This window comes from Hylemonella gracilis (assembly GCF_004328645.1).
Taxonomy (GTDB): Bacteria; Pseudomonadota; Gammaproteobacteria; order Burkholderiales; family Burkholderiaceae_C; genus Hylemonella; species Hylemonella gracilis_B.
In genome coordinates this window covers 1,633,890-1,659,568 of record NZ_CP031395.1, presented here as the reverse complement: position 1 = coordinate 1,659,568, position 25,679 = coordinate 1,633,890, and the positions used below count along the sequence as shown (strand labels likewise).

Below are 25,679 nucleotides of genomic sequence, written 5' to 3'. Positions count from 1 at the left end.
GTCCCTACGCCCAACGCTGCTTAGCCGGGCAGCTTGGCGATCACCTTGATCTCGAACTGGAAGCCGTAGAGCCAGGTCACGCCAATGCCGGTCAGCGTGGGGTGTGGCGCCTCGCCCCAGTACTCGGGCACGATGCGCCAGATGCGCTCGAAGTTCTGCTCCGGGTTGACGACGAAGACCGTCACGTCCATCACGTCGTCGAAGCTGCAACCGGCCGCGCCCAGCACCGCGTTCAGGTTGTCAAAGGCGCGCCGCACCTGGGCTTCCAGCTCGGGCTCGGGCGAGCCGTCCTCACGGCTGCCGACCTGGCCCGACACGAACAGAAAACCGTTGGAACGGACGGCCGGGGAATAGCGGTTGCGCTCGTACAGGGCCTGCCGGCCTGCGGGGAAAACAACATCACGTGGGGTCATCACATGCCTTTCATTGCGTGCAGCGTTGGGTGAAGCAGGCACTGTAGGCAAGCCTATCGTTTGGATAAACAGGAAAGTTTGTCCAAGACTGTTTTCATAATCCAGACAATCCCATTCCCTCCCACCTTTTTCACACCCCCCACCGGCCATGGACCGTTTCGATGCCATGCAGGCCTTCGCCCGCGTCGTGGAGACCCGCAGCTTCACCCAGGCGGCACAGACCCTGCACATGAGCAAGACCACCGTGACCCAGCTGGTGCAGCAGCTGGAAGCCCGCTTGCGGGTCAGGCTGCTGAACCGCACCACCCGCCAGGTGAACGTGACGGCCGATGGCGCCGCCTATTACGAGCGTGTCGTGCGCCTGCTCGCCGACATGCAGGACGCCGAGACCAGCCTGAGCAGCGCCGCCGCCGCGCCGCGCGGCCGCCTGCGGGTGGACGTGCCCAGCCCGCTGGCCCGCCTGATCCTGGTGCCGGCCTTCCCTGACTTCCACGCGCGCTACCCCGACATCCAGGTCCACCTGGGCGTGAGTGACCGGGTGGTGGACCTGATCGGCGAGAACGTCGATTGCGTGGTGCGCGGTGGTGAACCGGGCGACCCCTCGCTGGTGGCGCGGCATGTGGGCGATCTGGCCATCCGGCTGTACGCCGCGCCCGCGTACCTGGCACGCGCCGGAACCCCCGCGCACCCGCTGGATCTGGAAACCGCGCCGCACCAGATCGTGGGGTTCCTCTGGTCCAGCACCGGGCGCATCCTGCCCTGCGCCCTGCGGCGCGGTGAAGAACGCCTGGAAGTGCGGGGCCGCTACGCCCTCGCGGTGGACGATGGCAATGCCTACCTCGCGGCCGGCCTGGCCGGGCTGGGCGCGCTGTGGCTGCCCCACTACCTGGCGGCACCCCATGTCGTGCGGGGCGAACTGCGACCTTTGTTCGAGGACTGGTCCATCGCCCCCATGCCGCTGTACCTGGCCTATCCGCCCAAGCGCCACGTGGGCGCCCGCTTGCGCGTCTTCATCGACTGGGTGGTGGAACTGATGGCGATGCACGCACCGCCCTCGGCGGGCGCCACCCGGCAAGCCTGATGGACAGGTGACATGCACCATGGCAAGCAAACGACAGGAATGGTCGGCGGACTCAACCGGTCGATGCAACACATCGGCTGAACTGCACCGCCCCGCGTGCTGTAGTCACCTCCACGCCGCATCGCCGACTGGCTGCTTTCCCAGATGTCTGTTGAATGTCGAATTGCACCGAAGTGCAGCACTTGGCATGGGAGGTGTGACATTTTTCAGAATCAACTCAAATGGACTCGTAGTCCAATTTATTCAAATGAATTGTGATTTTCTTGCGGGTAAACCACTTAACAACTCGTTTCATTGAGACGTTTTAATCATGCAGACCAAATAACAGAGGATCAGACATGAGCCATTCTTTCCGCCTGTCCCGTCGCGTCTTCGCGGCCTGGGCCGGCCTCGGCACGCTCGCCACCGCTGCAGGCGTGCGGGCGCAAGCCGGTTTCCCCCAGCCGGGCAGGCCGATCCGCTTGCTGGTGGGGCTGGCCGCTGGCGGATCACTGGACGGACAGGCCCGAGCCATCGGGCAGCGGCTGGCGGAGATCGCCGGCACCCAGGTGGTCGTGGACAACAAACCCGGCGCCAGCATGATGATTTCGGCACAGGAGCTGATGCGTGCGGCACCCGACGGCCACACGCTGCTGTACGCGCCCTCCTCCGTGTTCGCGCAGAACCCGCACACGCTGTCCAAGGTGCCCTACGACCCGTTCAAGGACTTCACGCCGATTTCGATGGCAGCCAAGGGGCCACTGGTCTTGACCACGCATGTATCGCTGCCGGTGCAGAACCTGCCTGAACTGGTCGCATGGGGCAAAGCCAACCCAGGCAAGCTGAATTTCGCCAACTTCGGCACCGGCACCTCCTCGCATGTCTATGCCGCCGCCTTCGCGCGCGCGGCCGGCATCGACGTCGTGCATGTGCCCTACAAAGGCACGGCGGACGCGGCACGCGACCTGCTGGAAGGCCGCGTGCAGGCGTATTTCGACGCCGCTCCCACCGCCATCCAGAACCGCGCCACGGGCCGCATCCGGATCCTGGGCGTGGTGGCATCGGCGCGCAGCCCAGCCCTCCCCGAGGTGCCGACGATCACCGAGGGTGGTGTGAGCGGCATGGACCTCCCCAGCTGGATCGCCATCGTAGGCCCGGCCGGCATGGCGCCAGAAACCGTGAGCCGGCTCAACGGCCTGATCCGCCAGGCCTTGAGCAGCCAGTCGGTGCGCGACTTCATGGCCAAAGGTGCCTACGAGCCCGTGGCCTCCACCCCGGCCGAGTTGATGCAGGAGATGCATATCGCGTACGAGCGCTGGGGCACGATGATCCAACAGATCGGTTTCGAGAAACAGTGAGGTGAGGTGTTGGCGCTGATGGGATAGCGATCCGCTGGGGGTTTGGATAAAAACTTGGGCTTGATGCGCCCTTGGCCTCCTTGGAGCCGTGGTGGGTCAACCGATCGAGCGGCGCGATGGTCAGGCACATCTGGCCCGTGCCAGAGCCTGCAAGGCATGCAATAAAAAGGCAGCTAGGCGCTGACGATGGCCCTGTCTCGTCTGCATGCCCAAAGAAGATTGGGAACTGTATTTTCTTACAGCACCATCACCCTTTGATCAGGCAAAAGCGTCGCCGCCTCATCGCATTCGCCGTGACGTCAAGCTACGCTCAAAGTCTTCAAAAGACTTTTTGAAACATTGACTTAGGCTTGATTTTCCGCCTCACGGGAGTTCAAAACTCAGTGAAGAAAATTCAAAATTCACTGAAAGTCGACAGGTGCCTCGACAGCCACGCGTCAATCCCACCTCTTGAAACCCCCGCAAAAAGCCTTATGATTAGCACTCGCTGGAGATGAGTGCTAACGGATCCGTTGGCGCTGATCGGAGCACGACGATGTGCCCCAGCCCAGTCAAAAGCGCCGACCCGCGCAGCGGGAAAGCGCAGTTCGCTGATCCTTTTTCTGTTTCAACCTTTAGGAGATTCCTGATGAAACTGCGTCCTCTGGCTGATCGCGTGATCGTCAAACGCGTCGAAAACGAGACCAAGACCGCCTCCGGCATCGTCATCCCTGACAGCGCCGCCGAGAAGCCCGACCAGGGCGAGGTGCTGGCCGTGGGCCCGGGCAAGAAGAACGACAAGGGCGAACTGGCCGCCATGAACGTCAAGGTCGGTGACCGCGTTCTGTTCGGCAAGTACAGCGGCCAGACCGTCAAGGTCGATGGCGATGAACTCCTCGTGATGAAAGAGGATGACCTGTTTGCCGTGGTTGAGAAGTAATTACTTCCCTGCCCCCTTCTTCAATTGAACTGAATACGGAGTAATTTCAAATGGCAGCAAAAGACGTTGTTTTCGGCGGTGACGCCCGCGCCCGCATGGTCGAAGGCGTGAACATCCTGGCCAACGCGGTCAAGGTGACCCTGGGCCCCAAGGGCCGCAATGTGGTGCTCGAGCGCTCCTTCGGCGCCCCCACCGTGACCAAGGACGGTGTGTCCGTGGCCAAGGAAATCGAACTCAAGGACAAGCTGCAGAACATGGGCGCCCAGCTCGTGAAGGAAGTGGCCTCCAAGACCAGCGACAACGCGGGTGACGGCACCACCACCGCGACCGTGCTGGCTCAAGCCATCGTGCGCGAAGGCAGCAAGTACGTGGCCGCCGGCCTGAACCCCATGGACCTGAAGCGTGGCATCGACAAGGCCGTGACGGCCCTGGTCGAACAGCTGAAGAAGGCTTCCAAGCCCACCACCACCAGCAAGGAAATCGCGCAGGTCGGTTCCATCTCTGCCAACAGCGACGAGTCCATCGGCAAGATCATTGCCGACGCGATGGACAAGGTCGGCAAGGAAGGCGTGATCACCGTGGAAGACGGCAAGAGCCTGAACAATGAACTCGACGTCGTCGAAGGCATGCAGTTCGACCGCGGCTACCTCTCGCCCTATTTCATCAACCAGCCCGAAAAGCAAGTTGCCCTGCTGGACAACCCCTTCGTGCTGCTGTTCGACAAGAAGATCAGCAACATCCGTGACCTGCTGCCCACGCTGGAGCAAGTCGCCAAGTCGGGCCGTCCGCTGCTGATCATTGCCGAAGAAGTCGAAGGCGAAGCCCTGGCGACCCTGGTGGTCAACACCATCCGCGGCATCCTGAAGGTCGTGGCCGTCAAGGCTCCGGGCTTCGGCGACCGTCGCAAGGCCATGCTGGAAGACATCGCCATCCTGACGGGCGGCAAGGTCATCGCCGAAGAAGTCGGTCTGTCGCTCGAAAAAGTGACGCTGGCTGACCTGGGCCAGGCCAAGCGCATCGAAGTGGGCAAGGAAAACACCACCATCATCGATGGCAACGGCGCTGGCGCCGACATCGAAGCCCGCGTCAAGCAGATCCGCATCCAGATCGAAGAAGCCACCAGCGACTACGATCGCGAGAAGCTGCAAGAGCGCGTGGCCAAGCTGGCTGGCGGCGTGGCCGTCATCAAGGTCGGTGCCGCCACCGAAGTCGAGATGAAGGAAAAGAAGGCCCGCGTGGAAGACGCCCTGCACGCCACGCGTGCCGCGGTGGAAGAAGGCGTGGTCGCCGGTGGTGGCGTGGCCCTGCTGCGCGCCAAGCAATCGATCGGCACGATCAAGGGTGACAACCCCGATCAGGACGCCGGCATCAAGCTGGTGCTCAAGGCCATCGAAGCGCCCCTGCGCGAAATCGTGTTCAACGCCGGTGGCGAAGCCTCCGTCGTGGTCAACAAGGTGCTGGAAGGCAAGGGCAACTACGGCTTCAACGCCGCCAACGACACCTACGGCGACATGATCGAAATGGGCATTCTGGACCCGACCAAGGTCACGCGCACCGCGCTGCAGAACGCCGCTTCCGTGGCTTCGCTGCTGCTGACGACCGAGGCCATGGTCGCCGAAGCGCCGAAGGACGACGCCCCCGCGATGCCGGGTGGTGGCATGGGCGGCATGGGTGGCATGGGCGACATGGGGATGTGATCCCCAGCCTCACGGCCTGAAACAAAAACCCGCGGTGGCGACACCGCGGGTTTTTTTATGGTGGTTTTTTATCTAGTGGAAGCTTAGAAATATCGACAGTCGGCCAAGAGCGGTCTATTAGTTACTGCGATCAAGTACAGAACCAAATGATTCCTGCATAAGTAGACATGCTTGTATAGATTGGTTGACGCTAGGTGTCGTGCCAACCCAATGTTCGATTGCGGCGCAGGTGTGCAAAAAGGCCCCGCAAGCAATCAGCAACGTCGTCCTCTGTTGGTACCCGATGCCTGGATACCTGACACTTGTTGAGCCCTCACCATAGTCAATGTACTTAGCGACCGATGTCATGGAAGGGTGTGCAGCCATGTGCGAGAACATTCGGTAGTGCCCGTTGTAAAGATCCTCAGCATCGACTTGCTTGGCAATCTGCTCAAACTTCAATATGGGTCCTGCATTGCGCTCGGCGAATTCACGTGCACGCTCTCGTAAGTCTGAGGAGGCGTTTCTGCGAAGAAAATCATTCTGTGCCTTTGCACTTTTGGCTCGTCCTGCGCGATCAAATGCCTCCATCTCCGCGGTCGTTACAGAGCCTGTGAGTAAGCCTCCAACGACGAATGTTGTTTCGACAATCCCTCGCACAAGCACAAGCGCTTCTGGGTCAAGATCTTCCTGAGCAAGCAACAAGGCTGCACGAAAATGGTCGATACATCTGCAGAAGAACGCTTTGGCGGCAAGCTTCTCGGTCGTCAGCGGATTGACCTCAAACAATAGCAGCACTTGTTCCGCGGTCGCAATACATGCTTGCGCGTGAAGCAGGATCTCAGAAATCTGGGCCATCCATCAGATTGTGGAGCCATTTGCCAATACGTCCGCTTTGATTGGCGGATTCAGCCACCGAGTCTGCCCTCCCCTCACACCGCCCCAAACCGACTCTCCGCTTGCCGCCGGAATTCAGTCGGTGTCATGCCCTTGAGTTCCAGGAAGCGGCGGTTGAAGTTGGCCACGTTGCTGAAGCCGACCTGATAGCAGATATCGGTGACGTAGTCCTCGGTCTGCATGAGCAGGTGGCAGGCGTGGTTGATGCGCACGCGGTTCACGAAGTCGGTGAAGCTGTTGCCGGTGGCGCGGTGGAAGAAGCGGCTGAAGCGGCTCTGGCTCATGCCCAGTTCCTCGGCCACGTCGGCCAGGCTCAGCGGTTCGGACACGCGGGCCATGATGCGATTGACGATGTGGTTGATCTGCTCCATCTGCGCTTCGCCCGCCTCGCCCTGCATCTGCACGGTGGAGAGCAGGCGGTAGTCGTTGCAGTCGGCCAGGTCGGCCAGGAAGTCACAGAAGGCGGCCAGTCGACGCAGGCCGCGTGTGGCCTTGACGGCGTCCCAGTGGGTCTGCGCGGCCTCGGCCATGCCGAAGAATTCGATGCCGTGGCGAGCGCGGTCCAGCAGTTGCAGCACGCCGCGCAGCTCGGGGATCTCCTCGGCGGCGCGGGCCACGGGTTCGTGGCGGAACTGGATCACGCGATCGCGCCCGGGCGCGCCGCCCTCGGGCACGTCGAGCGAGATCCAGTTGTGCGGCAGGCGCGGGCCGCAGAGCACGAGGTGGCCCGGTTCGAAGGGGCCGATCCAGTCACCCACGAAGGCGCGGCCCGAGGTCTCGGTGATGAGGTGCAGCTCGTATTCCTCGTGGAAATGCCAGCGCACCAGCGGGCTCGGAAAGCCATGCGCGAGGCAGCGCACCAGGCCGGCCTCCTCCGCGTCCTCGTAACCCAGCGCGGGCGAGCGGGCGAATTCGCGCTCCAGCTCGGGCTGGCGTTGGCGGGGCCGGCGGGTGCGCGGGACGGTCGTGGCAGTCATGGTGGACAGGGCGTGTGAACGTCGTGGAGGGCTGAAACCGCGCCGTGTGCAAGGCAGGGTAGCGCAGATGCTGGGCGCGAGGCCGCGACCTTATCACTCCGGACGGGTCAGCGCCACGTCCAGCTCGGCGCGCGTGGGCGGACTGGCGCCCGCGCGCGTGCAGTTGAGCGCGGCGGCCATGGCCGCGAAGCCGAGGACCGCGCGCCAGGCGGCGTCGCCCAGGGCAGGCGTGGCATCGGGCGGGTTCGCCGGCACGACCTGCGCCCCTGTGCGGGCGGCGGTGGTTGGGGCCAGTTGCCCTGCCCGTTCCACGCTCTGCTCCAGCAGCCCGACCATCAGCGCCGCGCCGAAGGTGTCGCCTGCGGCAATGGTGTCCACCACCTGCACGACGGGCGCGGACACGGACAAGGGCGCCTGCCCCGCGCGGTAGAGCGTGGCGCCCTGCCCGCCGTGTGTCAGCACCAGGGCGCGCGGGCCCAGCGCGAGCACGACCGCTGCGGCCTCGTCGGCGGACAAGCCGGGCAGGATGTAGGCCAGGTCTTCGTCGCTGAGCTTGACCAGGTCGGCCAGGGCCAGCCAGCCTTGGCAGCGTGCACGGAAGTCTTGCGGGTCGCGCACCAGGGTGGGCCGGGCGTTCGGGTCGAACACCACAATGCGTCGCCCGCGCTCGGCCCGCACCAGGTCCACGATGCGGCTGGCCGCGGGCTCCTGCAGCAGGGCGATGGAACCGAATTGCAGGAAGCGGCAACTCTGCGGCAACTCGGGCAGTTGCGCGGGCGCCCACAGCGTGTCGGCCGTGCCCTGCATGTAGAAAGCGTAATGGTTGCTGGTGGCCGTGCGCTCGACGAAGGCCAGCGTGGTCGGTGCGTCGCTGCGCAGCACGAAGCGCAGATCCACCCCGTTGGTCTGCAGGTAGGCAAACAGACGCTCGCCGAACATATCGCGCGAAAGCTGGGAGATGTAGCCCGTGGCCTGGCCCAGCCGCGCGGCGGCCACGGCGCAGTTGCTGGGTCCGCCGCCTTCGTGGCCCTGGAAGGCCAGCGGGCCCGTGGCGGTGAAGTCGATCAGGGATTCGCCGACGATGGCAATGCGCATGGAAGTTCCCGGTGGTCAGCGGGCCGGATCGGTGCGGGCCGTCGACACCTGTGCGGCGGCCACGAAGTCATGGACCCGTGCGCTCGCGCGGCGCACGGCGTCGACCAGCCGTGCGTCGCCTGCCAGCTCGCCCCAGAGCGTGCGGTCAGCGCAGAGCGCGGCCACGGGGTCGGTCGCCTCGCAGAGGGCGTGGGCCACGGCAGGGTCCATGGCTTGGTCCTGGTAGGCGTAGGGCAAGGCGCCCGCGTGCCAGCGCCGTAGGAAAGCCAGGAAGAGCGCAGGCAACAGAGCCACACTCTCGATGTTGGCGCCCTGGGCCAGGCGCTCGCGCACGGTGGGCGCGATGAAGCCGGGAATCTTGGCGAAACCATCGGCCGCCACGCGCTGGTTGGTGTCGCGGATGGCGGGGTTGCCGAAGCGCTCCAGCACCACATCGCGGTAGGCGGGCAGGTCCACCGGGCTGGGCTGGCCGGGGCGCGACAGGCAGGGGATCACGTCCTGCGTCACGTAGTCCCAGGCCATCTGGCGGATGGCGGGCGTGTGCGTGCCCTCGTGGATGAACTGCAAGCCCGCCAGGGTGCCGGCCCAGGCGATGCAGCTGTGGCTGGCGTTGAGGATGCGGATCTTGGCTTCCTCATAAGGCGCGACCGAGGGCACCAGTTCCACGCCCACGCGCTCCCAGGCGGGGCGGCCGGCAATGAAGCGGTCTTCGATCACCCACTGGATGAAGCTCTCGGCCGTGACGGGTGCGGCGTCGTCCCAGCCCGTGGCGGCGCGCACACGCGCACGCAGTTCCGCCGGCGGGCGCGGCGTGATGCGGTCCACCATCGCGTTGGGGCAGCTGGTGTGGGTCTCGGCCCAGGCGGCCAGTTCAGGCAGGCCGGCATGGCGGATGAAGGCCAGCAATCCGGCGCGAAAACGCTCGCCGTTGTGGCGCAGGTTGTCGCAGTTGAGCAGCGTGAGCGCGCCCGCGCCCTTGGCCTGGCGCGCGCGCAGGATGGCGGTGATGGCGCCGTAGATGGTCTGACCCGCCTGGCCACGCCGGGCACGGGCCAGGTCCTCGGCCAGCTCGGGCGCCTGGACGTCGAGGTGGTCGGCCTCGTCCAGGTAATACCCGGCTTCGGTCACCGTGAAGGACACGATGCGCGTGGCCCCGTCGGCGCCACGCGCCACCACGGGCGCGATGCCGGGCACGTAGGGAATCACCTCGCGGATGGCACTGATGCGCTGGTAGCGCACCTCGCCCGCAGGCGAGATCGTCTCCAGCGTGTAGGCGCCGTCCTGACGCGCCAGGGCGTCCAGGGTCTCGGCCATGTCGGGCCGCAGATTGGCACCGACCAGGGACCACTGCGTGTCGCCCAGGTCAATCAATTGCTGCAGGTACACCGCCTGGTGCGCGCGGTGGAAGGAGCCCAGGCCCAGGTGCAGCACCGTGCGGAGGGGGGCTTGCGGGGAAGTCACGTCCGTGTCTCCGGAAAAAGGAAGAAGATAGAAGAAAAAGCAATCGCCTCAGGCCGGCGCGAGAGCCCTGCCTTCACGATCAAAACAGTGCAGCGCCGCAGGATCCAGGGAGACGCGCACGGCATCCCCGGCGGCCCAGGCCGCGCGCTCGGACTGCCGCGCCACCACGGACAGGCCACCCAGGTCCACATGGACCAGGGTGTCCGCGCCCAGCGCCTCGATCAGCTCAACGTGGCCCTGCACGCCCGGGGCTGCGGCATGGTCCAGTGCGTGAATCCGCAGCCCTTCGGGTCGCACGCCCAGGCAGCCATCCAGCGGCAGCCGGCCTTGCGTGGCCTCGGAAAAAGCCGGTACGGCGGTGGCCGGGATCAGGTTCATGGACGGCATGCCGATGAACTGCGCGACGAACTGGTTGACGGGCCGGTCGTACAGCTCCAGCGGTGCTCCGACCTGCTCGATGCGGCCATCGCGCAGCACCACCACGCGGTCGGCCAGGGTCATGGCCTCCACCTGGTCGTGCGTGACGTAGATGGTGGTGGCGCCCAGGGCTTTGTGCAGCTTGTGGATCTCCACCCGCGTGTTGCCGCGCAGGGCAGCGTCCAGGTTGGACAGCGGCTCGTCGAACAGAAAAACCTTGGGCGCGCGCACGATGGCGCGGCCGATGGCCACGCGCTGGCGCTGACCACCCGAGAGTTCGCGCGGCGTGCGCTGCAGGTAGGGCGTGAGATTGAGCGTGGCGGCGGCCTGCTCAACCTTGCGGCGGATCTCGTCCTTGGGCGCGCCCGCCAGGCGCAGCGCGAAGGACATGTTGTCGTACACGCTCATGTGCGGGTAGAGCGCGTAGCTCTGGAACACCATGGCCAGGTCACGCTTGCCCGAGGGCGTCTGCGTGATGTCGCGGCCATCGAGCACCAGTTGCCCCTCGGTGATAGGCTCCAGCCCCGCGATCAGGCGCAGCAGCGTGGATTTGCCGCAGCCCGAAGGGCCGACGAAGACGATGAACTCGCCCTGCGTGATCGCCAGATCGATGCCCTGGATGATCTCGATCTCGCCAAAGCGCTTGCGGATGTCGTTCAGTTGCAGATAAGCCATGGAAGCGTCCTTGCCCGGTTTCATTTGACGGCGCCAAAGGTCAGGCCCTGCACCAGCTGCTTCTGGCTGAACCAGCCGAAGACCACGATGGGGGCGATGGCCAGCAGCGAGGCGGCGGAGAGCTTGGCCCAGAACAGCCCTTCCGGACTGGAGTAGGAGGCGATCAGTGTGGCCAGCGTGCCAGCCTTGGCGCTGCTGAGGTTGAGCGCCCAGAAGGCCTCGTTCCAGCTCAGCACCAAGCACAGCAAGCCGGTGGACGCGATGCCGCCCAGCGACAGCGGCAGCACCACGTGGCGGAACTCGCCCCAAAGGCTGGCCCCGTCCATGCGCGCGGCTTCCAGAATCTCGCCCGGGATGTCCTTGAAGGCGCTGTAGAGCATCCAGACCATGATGGGCAGGTTGGACAGCGTGAAGACCACGGTGAGCACGGTCAGCGTGTCCAGCAGGCCAGCGGTCTGCGCCAGCACATAGACCGGCAGCAAGGCGCCCACGGCCGGCATCATCTTGGTCGAGAGCATCCACATCAGAATGTCGCGCGTGCGCCGGGTGCGGAAGAAAGCCATCGAATAGGCGGCAGGCACCGCGATGGCCAGGCCGATCAGCGTGGAACCCACGCTGGTGACCAGGGAGTTGCGCGCGTACAGCAGGTAGTCGCTGCGGCGCTGCACCTCGGCGAAGTTGTCCAGCGTGGGCTCGAACAGGAACAGCGGCGGCACCGCGATGGCCTGCAGCTCCGTCTTGAAGGCCGTGAGGAACAGCCAGCCCAGCGGGAAGAACAGCAGCAGCGCCGCGCCCCAGGCCAGGACGGTACGCGCAAAGAAGAAAAAGGTGGTCGCCATGATCAGTCCAGACTCTTGCCGACCATGCGGATCAGGAAGATCGCGACGATGTTGGCCAGCAGCACGGCGAACAGCGCGCCGGCCGAGGCCACGCCCACGTCGAAGCTGAGCAGCGACTGCTTGAAGATCAGGTAGGTCAGGTTGGTGCTTTCGTTGCCCGGTCCACCCGCCGTGGTGATGGCGATCTCAGCGAACACAGCCAGCAGGAAGATCATCTCGATCATCACCACCACCGCCACCGGACGCGCCAGGTGCGGCAGCGTGAGGTACCAGAAGCGCTGGATGGGGCCGGCGCCGTCCATGCGCGCCGCTTCCATCTGCTCGCGGTCCAGCGACTGCAGCGAGGTGATGAAGATCAGGCAGGCAAAGGGCAGCCACTGCCAGGCCACCATGACGATGACCGAGAACAGCGGCGCATGGGTCAGCCAGTCGACCGGCTCCAGGCCGAGGCCGCGCGACAGCTGCGCCAGCACGCCGTAGATGGGGTTCATCATCATGTGCTTCCACAGCAGGGCGTTGACCGCCGGCATGACGAAGAAAGGCGAGATCAGCAGCACCCGCACAATGCCCCGCCCCGGGAAGGGTGCGTCCACCAGCAGGGCCAACCCCATGCCCAGCACCACGGTGATCAGCACCACGCTGGCCAGGAACACCAGCGTGTTCCAGACCGCCGGACCGAAGTCCGGGTCGGTCACGAAGTAGGTGAAGTTCTCCAGCCCCACGAAGGGATGGTCACCCGGCTGCAGCAGGTTGTAGCGGACGACGGAGAAATACACCGTCATCAGCAAGGGCACCAGCATCCACAGGAGCAAGGCTCCCACGGCGGGCGCCAGCAAGGCGCGCGGCAGCAGGCGGGTCATGGCGGCGAGGTCGTGCGAGGTCGGGGCTTACTTGTAGTAGCCGCCCTTTTTCATCTCGCGCTCGGCCAGGGTCTGCGAGGTCTTGAGGGCCTGCTCCACCGTGACCTTGCCCGACAGCGCCGCGCTGATCTGCTGGCCCACCGCCAGACCGATGGCCTGGAACTCGGGAATGGCCGCGTACTGCACGCCCACGTACGGCGACTTGGGCAGGGTGCTGTCGTTCAGGTTGGCGCTGTCGATGGCCTTGCGCTCGGCGGCGGCGAACTTGGCCACCTTCTGGAACTCGGCATTGGTGTAGGTGGACTGGCGGGTGCCCGTGGGCACGGCGTGCCAGCCATGTTCCTTGGCGACCAGTTCGATGTAGGCGCGGGAGGTGGCCCACTTCACGAAGGTCTGCGCCGCCTCGGCCTTCTTCGAGCTGGAGGGGATGGCCAGGTTCCAGGTCCAGAGCCAGTTGGCACCCTTGGGCGTGACGGCGACTGGCGCCATCGCGAAGGCCACCTTGTCCGCCACCTTGGACTGCTTGGGGTCGCTGATGAAGGAGGCGGCGATGGTGGCGTCCACCCAGGCCGCGCACTTGCCCTCGTTGAACAGCGCCAGGTTCTCGTTGAAGCTGTTGGCCGCGGCACCGGGCGGGCCGTAGGCCTTCATCAGGTCCACATAGAAGCCGATGGCCTGCTTCCAGGGCGTCGTGTCGATCTGCGGCTTCCACTGCATGTCGAACCACTGACCGCCGTAAGTGTTGACCATGGTGGTCAGCAGGGCCATGTTGTCGCCCCAGCCCGGCTTGCCGCGCAGGCAGATGCCGTAGACACCGCCGGCCGGGTTGTGCACCTTGGCGGCGAAGTCCTTCACCTGAGCCCAGGTCGGTTGCTCGGGCAGCTTGACCCCGGCCTTGTCGGCCAGGTCCTTGCGGTACATCAGCATGGAGCTTTCGCCGTAGAAGGGCGAGGCGTAGAGCTTGCCCTCGTGCGAGAGGCCCGCGCGGATGGCAGGCAGCAGGTCGTTGGCGTCATAGGCCGCGTCGGTGTTGATGGGCATCAGCCAGCCCTTCTTCGACCAGATCGGCACCTCGTAGATGCCCACGGTCATCACGTCGAACTGCCCCCCCTTGGTGGCGATGTCGGTGGTCACGCGCTGGCGCAGCACGCCCTCCTCCAAGGTCACCCACTTGAGCTTGATGTCGGGATGCGCCTTCTCGAAGGCCGGCGTGAGCTTCTGCATCTCGATCATGTGGCCGTTGTTGACGGTGGCCACCACGAGTTCGGTGGCCGCCTGCGCGCAGCCCGCGGCCGCGAGGGCCAGGGCCAGGCCGGTCTTGAGAAAACGGTGCATGTCTGTCTCCTTCTGGTGTATGGAACGGTTGCTGCGGCCCCTCGGCACCTTCCGCCCCCCACGCATGCGGGGCTGCGGGCACTCTCTTGCCGCGCGTCATGCGCGCGACCGCAGGGCGCCCATTCTGGTGAGGAATTCCAGGGGCTCCAGTACCCTGCGGCAGGTCATCGATACTTTTATGCGCAGAGAGCCCTGGTGATATCCCTAGGATGCGCATGGAACCGTGTACCGGACCCGGCAAGTAGGCCGGCGCAGCAGCCCGCGTTGCGAGGCGGGTCACGCATCCAGTGGGCGCGAGGCGAACTGGAGCGTCACGCGCTTCTTTGCCTGCGCACGCCTGCGGAGACGGTTCGTGGCTAGAACCGCTGCGGCAGCAGGGCCTGCAATTGCGCGTCCAGCCGCTCGGGCTGCGTGCAATGCACCGCCTGCCAGCCCAGGTTGCGCGCGGCCTCGACGTTGGCCTGCATGTCGTCGATGAAGACGGTGCGGGCCGGCTCCAGGCCGTAGCGGGATTCGAGCAGGCGGTAGATCTCGGGTTGCGGTTTGGCCAGTTGCACGTCACCCGAGAAGATGCCCCCATCGAACCACCCGATGAAGTCGTGTCGACGCTCGAGCACCCGGGCATAGGGCGCCGGCATGTTCGAGAGAAAGTACAGCCGCAGGCCACCCGCCGGGTCACACTCACGCTGCGCGCGCAATCGGGCCAGCAGCGCCACGGTGGCGTCGATGGGTGCCAACCGTTCGCCGATGGGCGCCAGGAACGCATGCAGCGCGTCACCCGGCAAGGCCAGGCGCGCCGAGATGCGTTCGACCGCCTCGTCCAGCGCGTGCGCACCGCGGTCGAAACCCTGCCAGTCCTCGTGATGGAACAAGTCCCGCGCCAATGCTTCCGCCGCCTGTGGCGTGGGCGTGAGGTGCGGAAAATGGCGCCGCACCAACTCGGCCGGCTGCCAGGTGAACAGCACGGCACCGAAATCGAAGACGATGTTCATGCGCGCAAACGCGCCAGCAAACCCGCCGTCGAGCCGTCCAGCCCGCTCGCGTCGCCACTGGTCAGGCGCGGCTCGATGTCCAGGGCCAGCACCTTGCCCAACTCGACGCCGTACTGGTCGAAGCTGTTGATGCCCCAGAGCACGCCGGCCGCCAACACGCGGTGCTCGTACAGCGCGATCAACGCGCCCAGACTCTCGGGAGTCAGGGACTCCAGCAGCAGGAAGGTGCTGGGCCGGTTGCCTGGCATGTGGCGGTGGCCGTCTTCGGTCTGCCGGCCTTGCATGAAGGCCTGGGCCTGGGCCAAGGCATTGGCCAGCAGTTTGACGTGGTGACCGGGCAGGTCATGCAAGGCACGCTTGACGGCCACGAATTCCATGGGAATCACGTCACTGCCCTGGTGCAGCATCTGGAAGTAGGCGTGCTGGCCGTTGGCCGCCGGCTCTCCCCAGACCACCGGCGCGGTGGCGTAGGGCAGGGTCTGTCCAGCCATGTCCACGCGCTTGCCATTGCTTTCCATCGCCAGTTGCTGCAGGTAGGCCGGCAGGCGGCGCAGGCCGCTGTGGTAGGGCGCGATGTTGCGGCTGCCGAAGCCGTGGAAGTTGCGGTGCCAGATGTCCAGCAGCGCCATGCGCACGGGCAGATTTTTTTCCAGCGGGGCCTCGCGGAAATGCTGATCCATCGCGTGCGCGCCGGCCAGCAGGGCACGGAAGCGCTCGGCGCCCACGGCGATGGCGATCATCAGCCCGATGGAAGACCACATGGAATAACGCCCGCCCACCCAGTCCCAGAACGGGAAGGTGCGGGTGGCGCCGAACTCGGCCGCCGCCGTCGCGTTGCTGGTCAGGGCGCAGAAATGGCGCTCCATGTAGCGCGCCACGTCGGTGGGGTTGCGCGGCTCGTCGTGGTAGCCGATCTTGCTCAGGAACCAGTCGCGCGCCGTGCAGGCGTTGGTCAGGGTCTCCATGGTCGTGAAGGTCTTGGACGCCACGAGGAAAAGCGTGCGCTCGGGCCGCAGGCCGCGCAGCACGGCGCTCAGCTCGTGCCCGTCGACGCTGGAGACGAAGTGGTAGCGCTTGCGGTGGTCCACGTACGGGTCCAGGGCCTGCACGGCCAGCAGGGGGCCAAGGTCGGAGCCGCCGATGCCAATGTTGACCACGTCGGTGATGTCGGCGTCCGTGCGCACCGCCTCGGCGTAGGCCAGCATGGCGTCGAGCACGGTATGCACCTCGGCCAGGGCAGGCCGCAGGCTGGCCGGCAGGGCCGAGGCCGCGCTGCGGGGGTAACGCAGCAACCAGTGCATGGCCGCGCGGTCCTCGGTGCGGTTGACGTGCTCTCCCGCGAACATGGCGTCGCGCTGGGCCTCCAGCTCGCACTGGCGCGCGAGTTGGGTGAGCGCGTCGTTGATCTCATCGTCCACCAGGTTCTTGGACAGATCGGCGAAGACCTGGGGCGCAGGCAGGCTGTAGCGCTCGAAGCGCCCGGCATCCCGCGCGAAGGCCTCGCGCAAGTCCAGGGCACGGCCCCGGCGTTCGTACAAATCCTGCAGCAGGCTCCAGGCAGGCGCTTGGTCACAGCGCAAGGTGTGCGTCGTCAATGCGGTCCCCTTCTTGTGTGGTCGTTCAGACGCTCTGGATCAGCTGCTCGAGCTTGACCGCGTCGGCGGCGAAGGCGCGGATGCCTTCGGCCAGTTTTTCCGTGGCCATCGCGTCCTCGTTGAGCGCGTAGCGGAAACCCGCCTCGTCGTACTGCACGGGCGGCAGGTCCAGCGCCTTCGCGGCGGCCGCATCCAGGCTGCGGGTCACCGGGGCCTGGCTAGCGGCCAACTGCGCCAATAATTCGGGAGCGATGGTCAGCAGGTCACAGCCAGCCAGCGCGGTGATCTGCCCGGCGTTGCGAAAGCTCGCCCCCATGATTTCGGTGGCGATGCCGAAGTGCTTGTAGTGCTCGAAGATGCGGCGCACCGAGCGCACGCCGGGATCGTTCGCCTCCGCGTTCGCGGCCTCGTTCCAGGTGGCGCCAGCAGCCTTCTTGTGCCAGTCGTAGATGCGTCCCACAAAGGGCGAGATCAGCCGCACCCCGGCCTGCCCGCAGGCCACGGCCTGGGCGAAGGAAAACAGCAGGGTGAGGTTGGTGTGGACGCCCTCGCGCTCGAGCGCCGCCGCGGCCTGGATGCCCTCCCAGGTCGCCGCCACCTTGATGAGCACCCGCCGCGTATCCACACCCTCGGCGCGGTAGAGCGCGAGGATGCGCCGGGCGCGCGCCACGGTGGCCGCCGCGTCGAAACTGAGGCGGGCGTCCACCTCGGTCGACACCCGGCCCGGGATCAGGGCCAGAATCTCGCGGCCGAAGCGCACGAGCAAGCGATCGACGATTTCGTCCATCGGCAGGCCTGGATGCCGCGTCACGGTCTCCTTGAGCAGCGGTGCGTAATCCGGCTTCTGCACCGCCTTGAGGATGAGGGAAGGATTGGTGGTCGCGTCCTGGGGCGCGTAAGCGGCGAGCTGGCGGAAATCTCCGGTGTCGGCCACCACCACGGTGTACTGTCGCAGGGCTTCGAGTTGGTTCATGGCGGGGGCCATTATGGCTTCGGCGCATGACCCCTGGGCATCGGCCAGTTTCCCGCGCCGGCGTGTGAAACGAAAACGGGCGCCCGATAGGCCATCGGGCGCCCGCGTGCGGGACGGCGTTCAGGCCGTCCACCCCTCATGCCATCACGCGGTCTTCAGCGTGGGTGCGCCCTTGGCCACGGCGCCGCCGCTCTGCTGCATGACCTCGGCGACCATGTCGGCCGTCACGGCGCACAGGGTCCAGCCCAGGTGACCGTGGCCCGTGTTGTAGAACACATTGGCGCGTCGGCCGCGGCCCACGCGGGGCATCATGTCCGGCATCATGGGACGCAGGCCGGCCCAGGGCGTGAACTGGCGCGTGCTCACGCCGGGGAAGCAGGCGTTCACCCACTCCACGAGCGGACGGATGCGGTCAGCACGGATGTCTTTGTTGTAGCCGTTGTACTCTGCCGTGCCGGCCACGCGCAGGCGGTCCGCGCCCAGGCGGCTGGTCACCAGCTTGGCCGCGTCGTCCAGCAGGCTGACGTTGGGCGCGGCGGCCTGGCTCTGGGCGTCCTGCAGGTTCACGGTGATGGAGTAGCCCTTGACCGGGTAGATGTTCACGCGGTCGCCCAGCTGGGCGGCGAAGGCACGGCTCTTGACGCCGGCGCACACCACCAGGCCGTCAAAACCCAGCGTCTCCTCGCCCTCGCCCGCGCGCACCGTCACGCGCGCGCGCTGGCCGTCGCTGTCCAGGCGCAGCACTTCCTGACCGTACAGGGTCTTCACGCCTCGGCGCTCGGCGGCGGCGGCCAGGCCGTGGGTGAACTTGTGGATGTCACCCGTCGAGTCCGTCTCGGTGAAATAACCACCGTGGTAATCGCCCGCGAGCGTGGGCTCGATGGCGCGCATTTCCTCCGGCGTCACCGCGCGGCGTTCCAGGCCGCCGGCGGCCAGCAGCTTGGACACCTTGGCCGCGTTGTCGAATTCCTTCTTGCTGCGGTAGATGTGCAGGATGCCTTCCTTCTTCAGATCGAAGTCCAGCCCCTCGGCCTCGGCCCAGGCGAACATGTGCTGGCGCGCGGCGACGGCCAGGCGCGTCGTCTCGATGGTGTTCTGCTTGTACTTGCCCAGATTGAAGAGGAACTCGGCGAACCAGCTGAACTTGTGCCAGCTCGGCTTGGGATTGACCAGCAGCGGGGCATCGCTCTTGAGCATCCACTTCAGGCCCTTGAGGAGGGTCGAGGGATGGTTCCAGACCTCGGCGTTGGAGGCCGAGAGCTGGCCGCCGTTGGCGTAGGACGTCTCCATGGCCGCGTAGCGGTTCTGCTCGAACAGGGTGACGGTGTAGCCACGCAGCGAAAGGGCGTAAGCGGTGGTGACGCCGGTGATGCCGGCGCCGATGACGGCGATGGTTTTCATGGAAAGCACTCCAAACGTCGATGAGGAAGGCGCAAGCACATTTCATGCGCGTGTACGCATGTGCAGTGCGCGCCCCCTCTGTTTGGAACCTGAGAGATTCACGCCACGTCATTTCAGGCCGATGAAAGGCCAGCCATGAAGGGCGCTTGCTCCTGCGGTGCACCGGATAGACGAAACCCGATGGCTCTTCAGAGTGTGAATACGCCTTGACCGGTCCTTTTGCCTGAGAGTTTCCGGGGCGGTTGCTCCTTCGGCGCCGTCGCGCGGTGGCGGCGGTCTCTCCCGATCAAGTGGGCCGCGGGTGCGGCTGGGTCGGATTCTAGCGTCAAAGGCCCAATCGATGACACGAGCCGGCACTTAATGCCCGCTTAAGGCACGGCCGCCAAGATCACGCCATCCCAACCACGCCCCTCGCGCAAAGGATTGCACATGCTGGCCCAGGCCTCCCACCACCCTTCCACCGGTCTCTCGGTCGCCGCCCTGCCCCCGGGCCGTCGGCACCTCGCCGTCCACGCCGTGGACGACGAGGATCGCGCGCAGGTCGAACGTTTCATCCACGATGTCTACCTGGAACGCTACGGCGCCCGCGTCCGCCATTTCGCGCCCGCGCTGGTCAGCCTGCGCGACGAGTCGGGTGACATCAGCGCCGCCGCCGGCTACCGCGTCGCGGACAGCGGCCCGCTGTTCCTGGAGCGTTACCTGGCCGGACCGGTCGAACAGTTACTCGGCCGCGATACCCCCGCCGGGGTCTCCCGCGCGCGCATCGTCGAGGTGGGTCACCTCTCCGCCGTGCAGCCTGGCGCGGGCAAGCGCCTGATCCACCTGATGGGGCCGCACCTGGCCAGCCTGGACCTTGAATGGGTGGTCAGCACCCTGACCCAGGAACTGCAGCACCTCTTCGTGCGCCTGGGCATCACGCCGCTGGCCTTGGGGCTGGCCGACCCCGCCCTGCTGGGCGCGGACGCGGCGGACTGGGGCAGCTACTACGACCACCGCCCGGTGGTCGCGGCCGGCCGTCTCGACCTGGGCCTGCGCGCGCTTGCCCGGCGCTGGAGCTTGTCATGAGCGCCGCCGTCCTCCATGACGGTCAGCGTGACTGGACCGCCACCGACCTGAGCACGGCCGTGCGCGCGGCGCAGCAGGCGCTGCGCCAGGCCCGCACCCGGGTGCTGGCCACGCTGCTGGACAACGGCGCCGCCGTCACGGTGCTGGACGAAGCCGCCGCCGGGGCCGGCATCGTGCACGTGCCGCTGCCCCCCTTCTTCACACCCGACCAGATCCGGCACGCGCTGCTGACCGCGGGCGTGGACACCCTGGTGGCGGCCCCGGCTGCGGCCACCGCCTGGTCCGTCCTGCCCTGGCAGCCACTGGAAGTCGCCGGCCAGGCCCTGAAACTGGCGCGCCTGCCCGCGCATGGCCTGGCCATGCCGGCCGGCACGTCCAAGATCACCTACACCTCGGGCAGCACCGGCGCGCCCAAGGGCGTGTGCCTGCGTCTGGCCGCCATGGAACGCGTGGCCGATAGCGTGGTGCAGGCCCTGGGTCCGCTGGGCATCAGCCGCCACCTGAGCGTGCTGCCCTTTGCCGTGCTGCTGGAAAACGTGGCCGGCCAGATGGCGGCGCGCCGCCAGGGCGCGCTGCTGATCACACCGCCCCTGGCCGAGCTGGGCTGGCAGGGTTCCTCGCAGTTCGACGTGGTGACCTTCCACCAGGCGGTGCTGCGCCACGCACCCGACAGCATGATCCTGCTGCCGCAGATGCTGCGCGCCTGGCTTGGCCTGCTGCGCCAGACCGGCCAGCGCGCGCCCGAGGGACTGAAGTTCGTGGCCGTCGGCGGTGCCGCCGTAGGCGCGCCCCTGATCGCCGCCGCCCAAGCCCTGGGCATCCCCGCCTACGAGGGCTACGGCCTGTCCGAGGGCGCCTCGGTACAAACCTTGAACCTGCCGGGTGCCCAGCAGCCGGGCAGCGTGGGGCGCCCCCTGCCCCATGCACGTCTGCGCGTGGCTGCCGATGGCGAAATCGAAGTCGCGGGCAGCCTGTTCGCGGGCTACCTGGGCGACGCCACCCCGGCGCCCGACTGGTGGCCCAGCGGCGACCTCGGCCACATCGATGCAAATGGCCACGTGCACATCCAAGGTCGCAAGAAGAACCTGCTGATCAGTGCCTATGGCCGCAACATCTCGCCGGAATGGGTGGAAACGGCCATGGGTAGCCAACCGGTCATCCGCCAGGCCGTGGTCTACGGCGACGGCGAACCCAGCCTCTGGGCCGTGCTCTGGCCGGTGCAGGACAACGTGCCCGATGCCGCGCTGCAGGCCGCGGTCGACACGGCCAACGCCACCTTGCCCGACTACGCCCGGGTGGCGCGCTGGACACGGGGCCGCGGGCCCTTCAGCGCGCAGACCGGTTACGCCACCGCGAATGGCCGCCCACAGCGCGCCGCGATCTTCAACGCGCATGCCGACATGTGCACCCCTCTTTCCGAAACCCTGATCTCCTGAGGCATCCACCATGAACTTTCACAACCGTCTCCTCACCGACAGCGCCAACGCCCGCCTGGGCCTGCTGTCCGCGCCCATCATCCAGGGGGTGCTGCTGCGCGGCGAGGTCTCGCTACCCAGCTACATCGCCTTCCTGACCGAGGCCTACCACCACGTCAAGCACACCGTGCCGCTGCTGCGCGCGGCCAAGGCCGCGCTGCCCGCGCACCACGCCTGGCTGAACGACGCGATGGACGAGTACATCGAGGAAGAAATCGGCCACGATGAGTGGATCCTCAACGACATCCGCGCCTGCGGCGCTGACGCCGAAGCAGTGCGTCACGGACAGCCCTCGCATGCCACCGAAGTCATGGTGGCCTACGCCTACGACACCATCGCACGCCGCAACCCGCTGGGCTTCTTCGGCATGGTGCACGTGCTGGAAGGCACCAGCGTGGCGCTGGCGCTGCAGGCGGCCGACGCCATCCAGAAGCCCCTGGGCCTGCCCGACAGCGCCTTCAGCTACCTGCGCTCGCACGGTACCCTGGACCAGGAGCACACCGCCCATTTCGCGCTGCTGATGGACCAGATCGAAGACGCGGCGGACCAGGCTGACATCGTGCACGCGGCGCGCGCCTTCTTCCGTCTTTACGGCGATGTGTTCCGCGGCCTGCCCTTGCCGCAGGCGCCCGCCGCGGCGGCCGCAAACGCCATGGCCACGCAGCCAGCGCAAGGAGTGCTGGCATGAAACTGCAAGACGCACGCGTGCTGCTGACCGGCGCCAGCGGCGGCATCGGCACCGCCATGGACCAGGCCCTGCGCCAGGCAGGCGCCCAGGTACTGGGTGTGAGCCGCTCGCCGCAAGCCAAGGGTACAGGTCGGCACTGGATCCGGGCCGACTTGAACGACCCACGTGACATCGAACAGGTCGCGCAAGCCTGTGCCGGGCTGGACATCAACGTGGTCGTGCACGCGGCCGGCGAGGCGGGCTTCGGCGCTCTGCAGACGCTGGACGCCGCGCGCATGCAGCAGGTGCTGCAGACCAACCTGATCGCTCCCATGCTGCTCACGCAGGCCCTGCTGCCCCAGTTGCAGCGCCAGCCTCGCGCGCAGATCGTCTTCGTCGGATCGGCGCTAGGCGCCATCGGCCTGCCAGGCTTCAGCCTCTACGGCGCGAGCAAGGCCGGCGTGCACCGTTTCGCCGAAGCCCTGCGGCGCGAACTGTCGGACACCTCGGTCCAGGTGCAACTGCTGGCGCCGCGCAGCACGCGCACGGCCTTCAACACCGGCGAGGCCGAGGCTTACAACCGCGCCACGGGCACGGCCAGCGACAGCCCCGAGACGGTGGCCCAGGCCTTGGTCGGCCTGATCCGTGACGAGGCCGCCGAGCGCTACATCGGCTGGCCCGAACGCCTGGCCGCGCGTCTGAACGGCGCCATCGGCCCCCTGCTCGACGGCAGCTTTGACAAACACCGCCGCCACCTCACCCAAACTCAAACCATCCAAGGAGCCACTTCGTGAACGCAGCACAGAACACGGGCCACGTCGCCCACCGCATCCCAATCACTCGCCGCACGCTCATCGCGGTCTTCTTTCCCCTGTTCGCGGTCATCGCGTTGCTGTTCCTGAACCACGCGCAGGCCGCACCGGTGGACGACGCCGTCGCCGGCCTGCAACGCGATTGGGAGGTGATCCGCTACCAGACCCCAACCTCGGAACGCGCCAAGCACTTCGAAACCCTGGCCCTGAAGGCCCACCAGGTCAGCGCGACCTATGTCGGGCGCAGTGAACCACTGATCTGGGAAGGCATCATCGTGAGCTCGCTGGCCGGTGAAAAAGGCGGCCTGGGCGCACTCAGCCTGGTCAAGCAGGCCAAGGCCTTGTATGAACAGGCCATCGCCATCGACGGTCAGGTGCTCGACGGTTCAGCCTACGGCAGCCTGGGCGTGCTTTACTACAAGGTGCCAGGCTGGCCCTTGGGCTTCGGCGACAAGGCGAAGGCCGAGACCCTGCTGAAGAAGGCGCTGGAGATCAACCCAGCGGCCATCGACTCGAACTTCTTTTACGGGGAGTTCCTGATCGAGAACAAGCGCAAGGCCGAAGGCATCAGCTACCTGGAGCGCGCGCTGCAGGCCCCAGCACGCCCAGGCCGCCAGATCGCCGACACTGGCCGCCGCGAGGAAATCCGCGCCCTGCTGAGCAAGGCCCGGGCCGACTGATCACGGGCCGTCTCGGCCCTCACCACATCCAGCCCGGGCCAGCACGACCTCCACGCCCGTGCCATCGGCGCAGGCGCCGTAGTTCAGCGTGAGGCCGTGCAGCTCGGCGATGCGCCGAGCGATCGACACCCCCAGTCCGCTGCCACTCTCGGTCTGCCCCTCGGGACGGTGAAAGCGCTCGCCCAGACGGGCCAGCAATTCCTTCGAGAGCGCGGATCCTGCGTTGTCCACGCGCAGCCGGTCGACCTCGAAACCCAGGCTCACCGTGCTGCCTTCAGGCGCATAGCGGATGGCGTTGTCCAGCAGATTGCGCAGCAGCACCGCCATGAGCTGGGAATCACCCACCCAGTCTGGCGGCCCCTGCGGTGGCTCGGGCCAGAGACAGTCGAGCTGGATCTGGCGCCGCTCGGCCAGCGGCAGCACCTCGCTCATGGCCTGGCGCGCAATGTCCGGCCAATCCAGTTCGCCGGTCCGCGGCAGGCCCTGGGCGGCTTCCAGCCGCGAGAGGCGCAGCAGCTGGTCCACCAGTCGGGCCATGCGGTCGATGCCCGCGCGCAAGGCCCGCATCGCCTGGTCGCGCTCCGCATCCTCGCGCGCACCGTGCAAGCGGTCCCACTGGGCGCTGAGCACGGCCAGCGGCGTGCGCAGCTCGTGCGCGGCGTCGGCCGTGAAGCGGCGTTCACGTGCCAGTGTCGCGGTGATGCGATCGAACAAGCCGTTCATCGCCTCCAGCAAGGGGCGCAACTCCACGGGCGCGTCGCCCGCAGGCAAAGGCTGCAATTCGTCGGCACCGCGCCGCGCCAACTCGTCGCTGAGCGCGCGCATGGGCGCGAGCGCCTCGCGCACGGCCCAGCCCATGGCGACCAGCAGAATCGGCAGCATGACCAACCAGGGCAGCAGTTGGGTGCCGATCAGTCCATAGACCAGCTCGTCCCGCTCGTGCAGGCTCTGGCCAGCGGCCACCAGCCAGCGACCGTCCGCAGACTGCAGGTAGTAAGCACGCCAGGGCTCCTGGTGGATGTCCAGATCAATAAAACCCGCCCCATCCGGTCGCAAGGGCAATTGCGCACCCTCGCGGTCGGCCAGCACCACTTGGCCATCGCGATCCCAGACCACGATGGCCAGGGAATCCAGATCAGCATGTCCTCGCACTGGCGAATCCGGCATGGGGCCCGCGCCACCACGGGCGTTGACACCGATCAAGGTCAGCTGCACCTGCCGCGTGAATCGGATCAGCTCGGTGTCATAGAGTTCGTTGACCTCGGTCCGGGCCTGAAAGAAAGAACCGGCCAAGGCCAGCAACCAGACCACGGGTGCGCAAATCAGCAGATAGAGCAGCAGTCGCCGACGCAGACTCACGCCTTGCCCTCCGCGGCGCCCAGCGCATAACCCAAGCCGCGGACGGTGCGCACCACGCCCGGCGCGATCTTGCGGCGCAGGTGGTGAATGTGCACCTCCAGCGCATTGCTTTCGGGCTCACCGCCACCCCAGTCGTAGAGCTGCTCAAGCAACTGGTTCTTGGACAGCACGCGCTGCGGGTTCTTGAGCAGCACCTCCAGCAAGGCGGTCTCACGCCCCGTCAGCTCCACCGGCTTGTCCTTCCAGCGCACCTGCATGCTGGCCGGGTCGTAGCGCAAATCCCCATGCACCCATTCCGCCTGGGTGGCGCGGCCAGTGGCGCGGCGCAGCATGGCGCGCAGCCGCGCGGCAAGTTCATCGAGCGCGATGGGCTTGATCAGGTAGTCGTCCGCGCCCAGATCCAGGCCTTCGATGCGTTGCTCCAACGTGTCACGCGCGGTCAGCACCAGCACCGGCAAAGCCAGCCCGCCCTGGCGCCAACGGCGCAGCCAGACCAGGCCGTCGGTACCGGGCAGGCCCAGATCCAGTACCAGCGCGTCGTAGGTCGTGCCGCGCAGGGCCGCGTCGGCCGGGGGACCGGACGTGAACCAGTCCACCACGTGGCCCTGCTGACGCAGGCCGCCGCTGAGCGCTTCGCCCAATTGCAGATCGTCTTCGAGGATGAGCAGGCGCATGAGC

General features: G+C 66.6%; 24 protein-coding genes and 1 riboswitch. Of the genes, 9 read left to right on the top strand and 15 right to left on the bottom strand.

Features of this window, described 5'->3' with window-relative positions; translation table 11 throughout:
• Nucleotides 1–20 precede the first annotated feature (20 nt).
• Nucleotides 21–413: a RidA family protein gene (locus DW355_RS07840; RefSeq protein WP_131279030.1), complete on the bottom strand. Its 393-nt coding sequence runs from the start codon at nt 411–413 to the stop codon at nt 21–23.
• A gap of 148 nt (nt 414–561) precedes the next feature.
• Here DW355_RS07840 and DW355_RS07835 point away from each other — a divergent pair, with 148 nt between their 5' ends.
• From DW355_RS07835 to groL, 4 genes are all read left to right on the top strand, one after another.
• The gene (locus DW355_RS07835; protein ID WP_131279028.1) at nt 562–1,494 is read left to right on the top strand and encodes a LysR family transcriptional regulator; all 933 of its coding nucleotides are present in this window, start codon (nt 562–564) and stop codon (nt 1,492–1,494) included.
• Nucleotides 1,495–1,832: 338 nt separating this feature from the next.
• A complete protein-coding gene (locus DW355_RS07830; RefSeq protein WP_131279026.1) occupies nt 1,833–2,831 on the top strand; it encodes a Bug family tripartite tricarboxylate transporter substrate binding protein in 999 nt (332 codons plus the stop codon).
• A 628-nt stretch (nt 2,832–3,459) separates the two neighbouring features.
• On the top strand, nt 3,460–3,750 hold the full coding sequence (groES, locus tag DW355_RS07825; protein ID WP_006298219.1) for a co-chaperone GroES: 291 nt from the start codon (nt 3,460–3,462) through the stop codon (nt 3,748–3,750).
• A gap of 50 nt (nt 3,751–3,800) precedes the next feature.
• Complete coding sequence (gene groL, locus DW355_RS07820; RefSeq protein WP_131279024.1) at nt 3,801–5,447, top strand: chaperonin GroEL; 1,647 nt, start codon at nt 3,801–3,803, stop codon at nt 5,445–5,447.
• A gap of 117 nt (nt 5,448–5,564) precedes the next feature.
• Here the strand turns inward: groL and DW355_RS07815 are convergent, their stop codons facing one another.
• From DW355_RS07815 to DW355_RS07760, 12 genes are all read right to left on the bottom strand, one after another.
• Nucleotides 5,565–6,284 (bottom strand): DUF5677 domain-containing protein, encoded by a 720-nt coding sequence (locus DW355_RS07815; protein ID WP_131279022.1) that lies wholly within the window; start codon nt 6,282–6,284, stop codon nt 5,565–5,567.
• A 74-nt stretch (nt 6,285–6,358) separates the two neighbouring features.
• Nucleotides 6,359–7,300 (bottom strand): AraC family transcriptional regulator, encoded by a 942-nt coding sequence (locus tag DW355_RS07810; RefSeq protein ID WP_131279020.1) that lies wholly within the window; start codon nt 7,298–7,300, stop codon nt 6,359–6,361.
• A 93-nt stretch (nt 7,301–7,393) separates the two neighbouring features.
• Entirely contained in the window at nt 7,394–8,395 is a 1,002-nt protein-coding gene (locus DW355_RS07805) for a carbohydrate kinase family protein (protein WP_131279018.1), read from the bottom strand.
• 15 nt (nt 8,396–8,410) lie between these two features.
• Nucleotides 8,411–9,826: a D-arabinitol 4-dehydrogenase gene (dalD, locus tag DW355_RS07800; RefSeq protein WP_131282477.1), complete on the bottom strand. Its 1,416-nt coding sequence runs from the start codon at nt 9,824–9,826 to the stop codon at nt 8,411–8,413.
• 78 nt (nt 9,827–9,904) lie between these two features.
• The gene (locus tag DW355_RS07795; protein WP_131279016.1) at nt 9,905–10,948 is read right to left on the bottom strand and encodes an ABC transporter ATP-binding protein; all 1,044 of its coding nucleotides are present in this window, start codon (nt 10,946–10,948) and stop codon (nt 9,905–9,907) included.
• Between the two features lie 20 nt (nt 10,949–10,968).
• Nucleotides 10,969–11,787, bottom strand: a complete 819-nt coding sequence (locus DW355_RS07790; RefSeq protein WP_131279014.1) for a carbohydrate ABC transporter permease — start codon at nt 11,785–11,787, stop codon at nt 10,969–10,971.
• A gap of 2 nt (nt 11,788–11,789) precedes the next feature.
• Nucleotides 11,790–12,647 carry a carbohydrate ABC transporter permease gene (locus DW355_RS07785; protein ID WP_131279012.1) on the bottom strand — a complete coding sequence of 286 codons (858 nt, stop codon included), beginning with the start codon at nt 12,645–12,647 and terminating at the stop codon, nt 11,790–11,792.
• Between the two features lie 27 nt (nt 12,648–12,674).
• Nucleotides 12,675–13,982: an ABC transporter substrate-binding protein gene (locus DW355_RS07780; RefSeq protein ID WP_131279010.1), complete on the bottom strand. Its 1,308-nt coding sequence runs from the start codon at nt 13,980–13,982 to the stop codon at nt 12,675–12,677.
• Nucleotides 13,983–14,338: 356 nt separating this feature from the next.
• Complete coding sequence (locus DW355_RS07775; RefSeq protein WP_131279008.1) at nt 14,339–14,974, bottom strand: HAD family hydrolase; 636 nt, start codon at nt 14,972–14,974, stop codon at nt 14,339–14,341.
• Complete coding sequence (gene pgi, locus DW355_RS07770; protein ID WP_131279006.1) at nt 14,971–16,569, bottom strand: glucose-6-phosphate isomerase; 1,599 nt, start codon at nt 16,567–16,569, stop codon at nt 14,971–14,973. The genes DW355_RS07775 and pgi overlap by 4 nt, the downstream gene beginning before the upstream one ends.
• Before the next feature lie 25 nt (nt 16,570–16,594).
• Nucleotides 16,595–17,542 (bottom strand): transaldolase, encoded by a 948-nt coding sequence (gene tal, locus DW355_RS07765; protein WP_131279004.1) that lies wholly within the window; start codon nt 17,540–17,542, stop codon nt 16,595–16,597.
• Between the two features lie 144 nt (nt 17,543–17,686).
• Complete coding sequence (locus DW355_RS07760; protein WP_131279001.1) at nt 17,687–18,943, bottom strand: D-amino acid dehydrogenase; 1,257 nt, start codon at nt 18,941–18,943, stop codon at nt 17,687–17,689.
• A gap of 201 nt (nt 18,944–19,144) precedes the next feature.
• Nucleotides 19,145–19,238: riboswitch (glycine riboswitch) on the bottom strand.
• A 134-nt stretch (nt 19,239–19,372) separates the two neighbouring features.
• Here DW355_RS07760 and DW355_RS07755 point away from each other — a divergent pair.
• Genes DW355_RS07755 through DW355_RS07735 form a run of 5 tightly spaced genes read left to right on the top strand, consistent with a single transcriptional unit; the run spans nt 19,373 to nt 23,642 of the window.
• Nucleotides 19,373–20,008, top strand: a complete 636-nt coding sequence (locus DW355_RS07755; protein WP_131278999.1) for a thermostable hemolysin — start codon at nt 19,373–19,375, stop codon at nt 20,006–20,008.
• On the top strand, nt 20,005–21,444 hold the full coding sequence (locus DW355_RS07750; RefSeq protein ID WP_131278997.1) for an AMP-binding protein: 1,440 nt from the start codon (nt 20,005–20,007) through the stop codon (nt 21,442–21,444). The genes DW355_RS07755 and DW355_RS07750 overlap by 4 nt, the downstream gene beginning before the upstream one ends.
• Before the next feature lie 10 nt (nt 21,445–21,454).
• Nucleotides 21,455–22,171 carry a TenA family transcriptional regulator gene (locus DW355_RS07745; protein ID WP_131278995.1) on the top strand — a complete coding sequence of 239 codons (717 nt, stop codon included), beginning with the start codon at nt 21,455–21,457 and terminating at the stop codon, nt 22,169–22,171.
• The gene (locus DW355_RS07740; protein ID WP_131278993.1) at nt 22,168–22,944 is read left to right on the top strand and encodes an SDR family oxidoreductase; all 777 of its coding nucleotides are present in this window, start codon (nt 22,168–22,170) and stop codon (nt 22,942–22,944) included. Before DW355_RS07745 ends, DW355_RS07740 begins: the two co-directional genes overlap by 4 nt.
• Nucleotides 22,941–23,642: a hypothetical protein gene (locus tag DW355_RS07735; RefSeq protein ID WP_131278991.1), complete on the top strand. Its 702-nt coding sequence runs from the start codon at nt 22,941–22,943 to the stop codon at nt 23,640–23,642. Before DW355_RS07740 ends, DW355_RS07735 begins: the two co-directional genes overlap by 4 nt.
• Here the strand turns inward: DW355_RS07735 and DW355_RS07730 are convergent, their stop codons facing one another.
• Nucleotides 23,643–25,001 (bottom strand): ATP-binding protein, encoded by a 1,359-nt coding sequence (locus DW355_RS07730; RefSeq protein WP_131278989.1) that lies wholly within the window; start codon nt 24,999–25,001, stop codon nt 23,643–23,645.
• Complete coding sequence (locus tag DW355_RS07725) at nt 24,998–25,675, bottom strand: response regulator transcription factor (RefSeq protein ID WP_131278987.1); 678 nt, start codon at nt 25,673–25,675, stop codon at nt 24,998–25,000. The genes DW355_RS07730 and DW355_RS07725 overlap by 4 nt, the downstream gene beginning before the upstream one ends.
• Between the last annotated feature and the right edge of the window lie 4 nt (nt 25,676–25,679).

What these genes read in the sequence shown, in the direction of transcription:
- DW355_RS07815 (WP_131279022.1), bottom strand. Translation starts at nt 6,284, where the DNA reads ATGGCCCAGATTTCTGAGATCCTGCTTCACGCGCAAGCATGTATTGCG.
- DW355_RS07810 (WP_131279020.1), bottom strand. Translation starts at nt 7,300, where the DNA reads ATGACTGCCACGACCGTCCCGCGCACCCGCCGGCCCCGCCAACGCCAG.
- DW355_RS07795 (WP_131279016.1), bottom strand. Translation starts at nt 10,948, where the DNA reads ATGGCTTATCTGCAACTGAACGACATCCGCAAGCGCTTTGGCGAGATC.
- DW355_RS07785 (WP_131279012.1), bottom strand. Translation starts at nt 12,647, where the DNA reads ATGACCCGCCTGCTGCCGCGCGCCTTGCTGGCGCCCGCCGTGGGAGCC.
- DW355_RS07835 (WP_131279028.1), top strand. Translation starts at nt 562, where the DNA reads ATGGACCGTTTCGATGCCATGCAGGCCTTCGCCCGCGTCGTGGAGACC.
- groES (WP_006298219.1), top strand. Translation starts at nt 3,460, where the DNA reads ATGAAACTGCGTCCTCTGGCTGATCGCGTGATCGTCAAACGCGTCGAA.
- DW355_RS07725 (WP_131278987.1), bottom strand. Translation starts at nt 25,675, where the DNA reads ATGCGCCTGCTCATCCTCGAAGACGATCTGCAATTGGGCGAAGCGCTC.
- DW355_RS07790 (WP_131279014.1), bottom strand. Translation starts at nt 11,787, where the DNA reads ATGGCGACCACCTTTTTCTTCTTTGCGCGTACCGTCCTGGCCTGGGGC.
- groL (WP_131279024.1), top strand. Translation starts at nt 3,801, where the DNA reads ATGGCAGCAAAAGACGTTGTTTTCGGCGGTGACGCCCGCGCCCGCATG.
- DW355_RS07840 (WP_131279030.1), bottom strand. Translation starts at nt 413, where the DNA reads ATGACCCCACGTGATGTTGTTTTCCCCGCAGGCCGGCAGGCCCTGTAC.
- DW355_RS07830 (WP_131279026.1), top strand. Translation starts at nt 1,833, where the DNA reads ATGAGCCATTCTTTCCGCCTGTCCCGTCGCGTCTTCGCGGCCTGGGCC.
- DW355_RS07775 (WP_131279008.1), bottom strand. Translation starts at nt 14,974, where the DNA reads ATGAACATCGTCTTCGATTTCGGTGCCGTGCTGTTCACCTGGCAGCCG.
- DW355_RS07780 (WP_131279010.1), bottom strand. Translation starts at nt 13,982, where the DNA reads ATGCACCGTTTTCTCAAGACCGGCCTGGCCCTGGCCCTCGCGGCCGCG.
- DW355_RS07745 (WP_131278995.1), top strand. Translation starts at nt 21,455, where the DNA reads ATGAACTTTCACAACCGTCTCCTCACCGACAGCGCCAACGCCCGCCTG.
- DW355_RS07740 (WP_131278993.1), top strand. Translation starts at nt 22,168, where the DNA reads ATGAAACTGCAAGACGCACGCGTGCTGCTGACCGGCGCCAGCGGCGGC.
- DW355_RS07750 (WP_131278997.1), top strand. Translation starts at nt 20,005, where the DNA reads ATGAGCGCCGCCGTCCTCCATGACGGTCAGCGTGACTGGACCGCCACC.
- tal (WP_131279004.1), bottom strand. Translation starts at nt 17,542, where the DNA reads ATGAACCAACTCGAAGCCCTGCGACAGTACACCGTGGTGGTGGCCGAC.
- DW355_RS07760 (WP_131279001.1), bottom strand. Translation starts at nt 18,943, where the DNA reads ATGAAAACCATCGCCGTCATCGGCGCCGGCATCACCGGCGTCACCACC.
- DW355_RS07805 (WP_131279018.1), bottom strand. Translation starts at nt 8,395, where the DNA reads ATGCGCATTGCCATCGTCGGCGAATCCCTGATCGACTTCACCGCCACG.
- DW355_RS07755 (WP_131278999.1), top strand. Translation starts at nt 19,373, where the DNA reads ATGCTGGCCCAGGCCTCCCACCACCCTTCCACCGGTCTCTCGGTCGCC.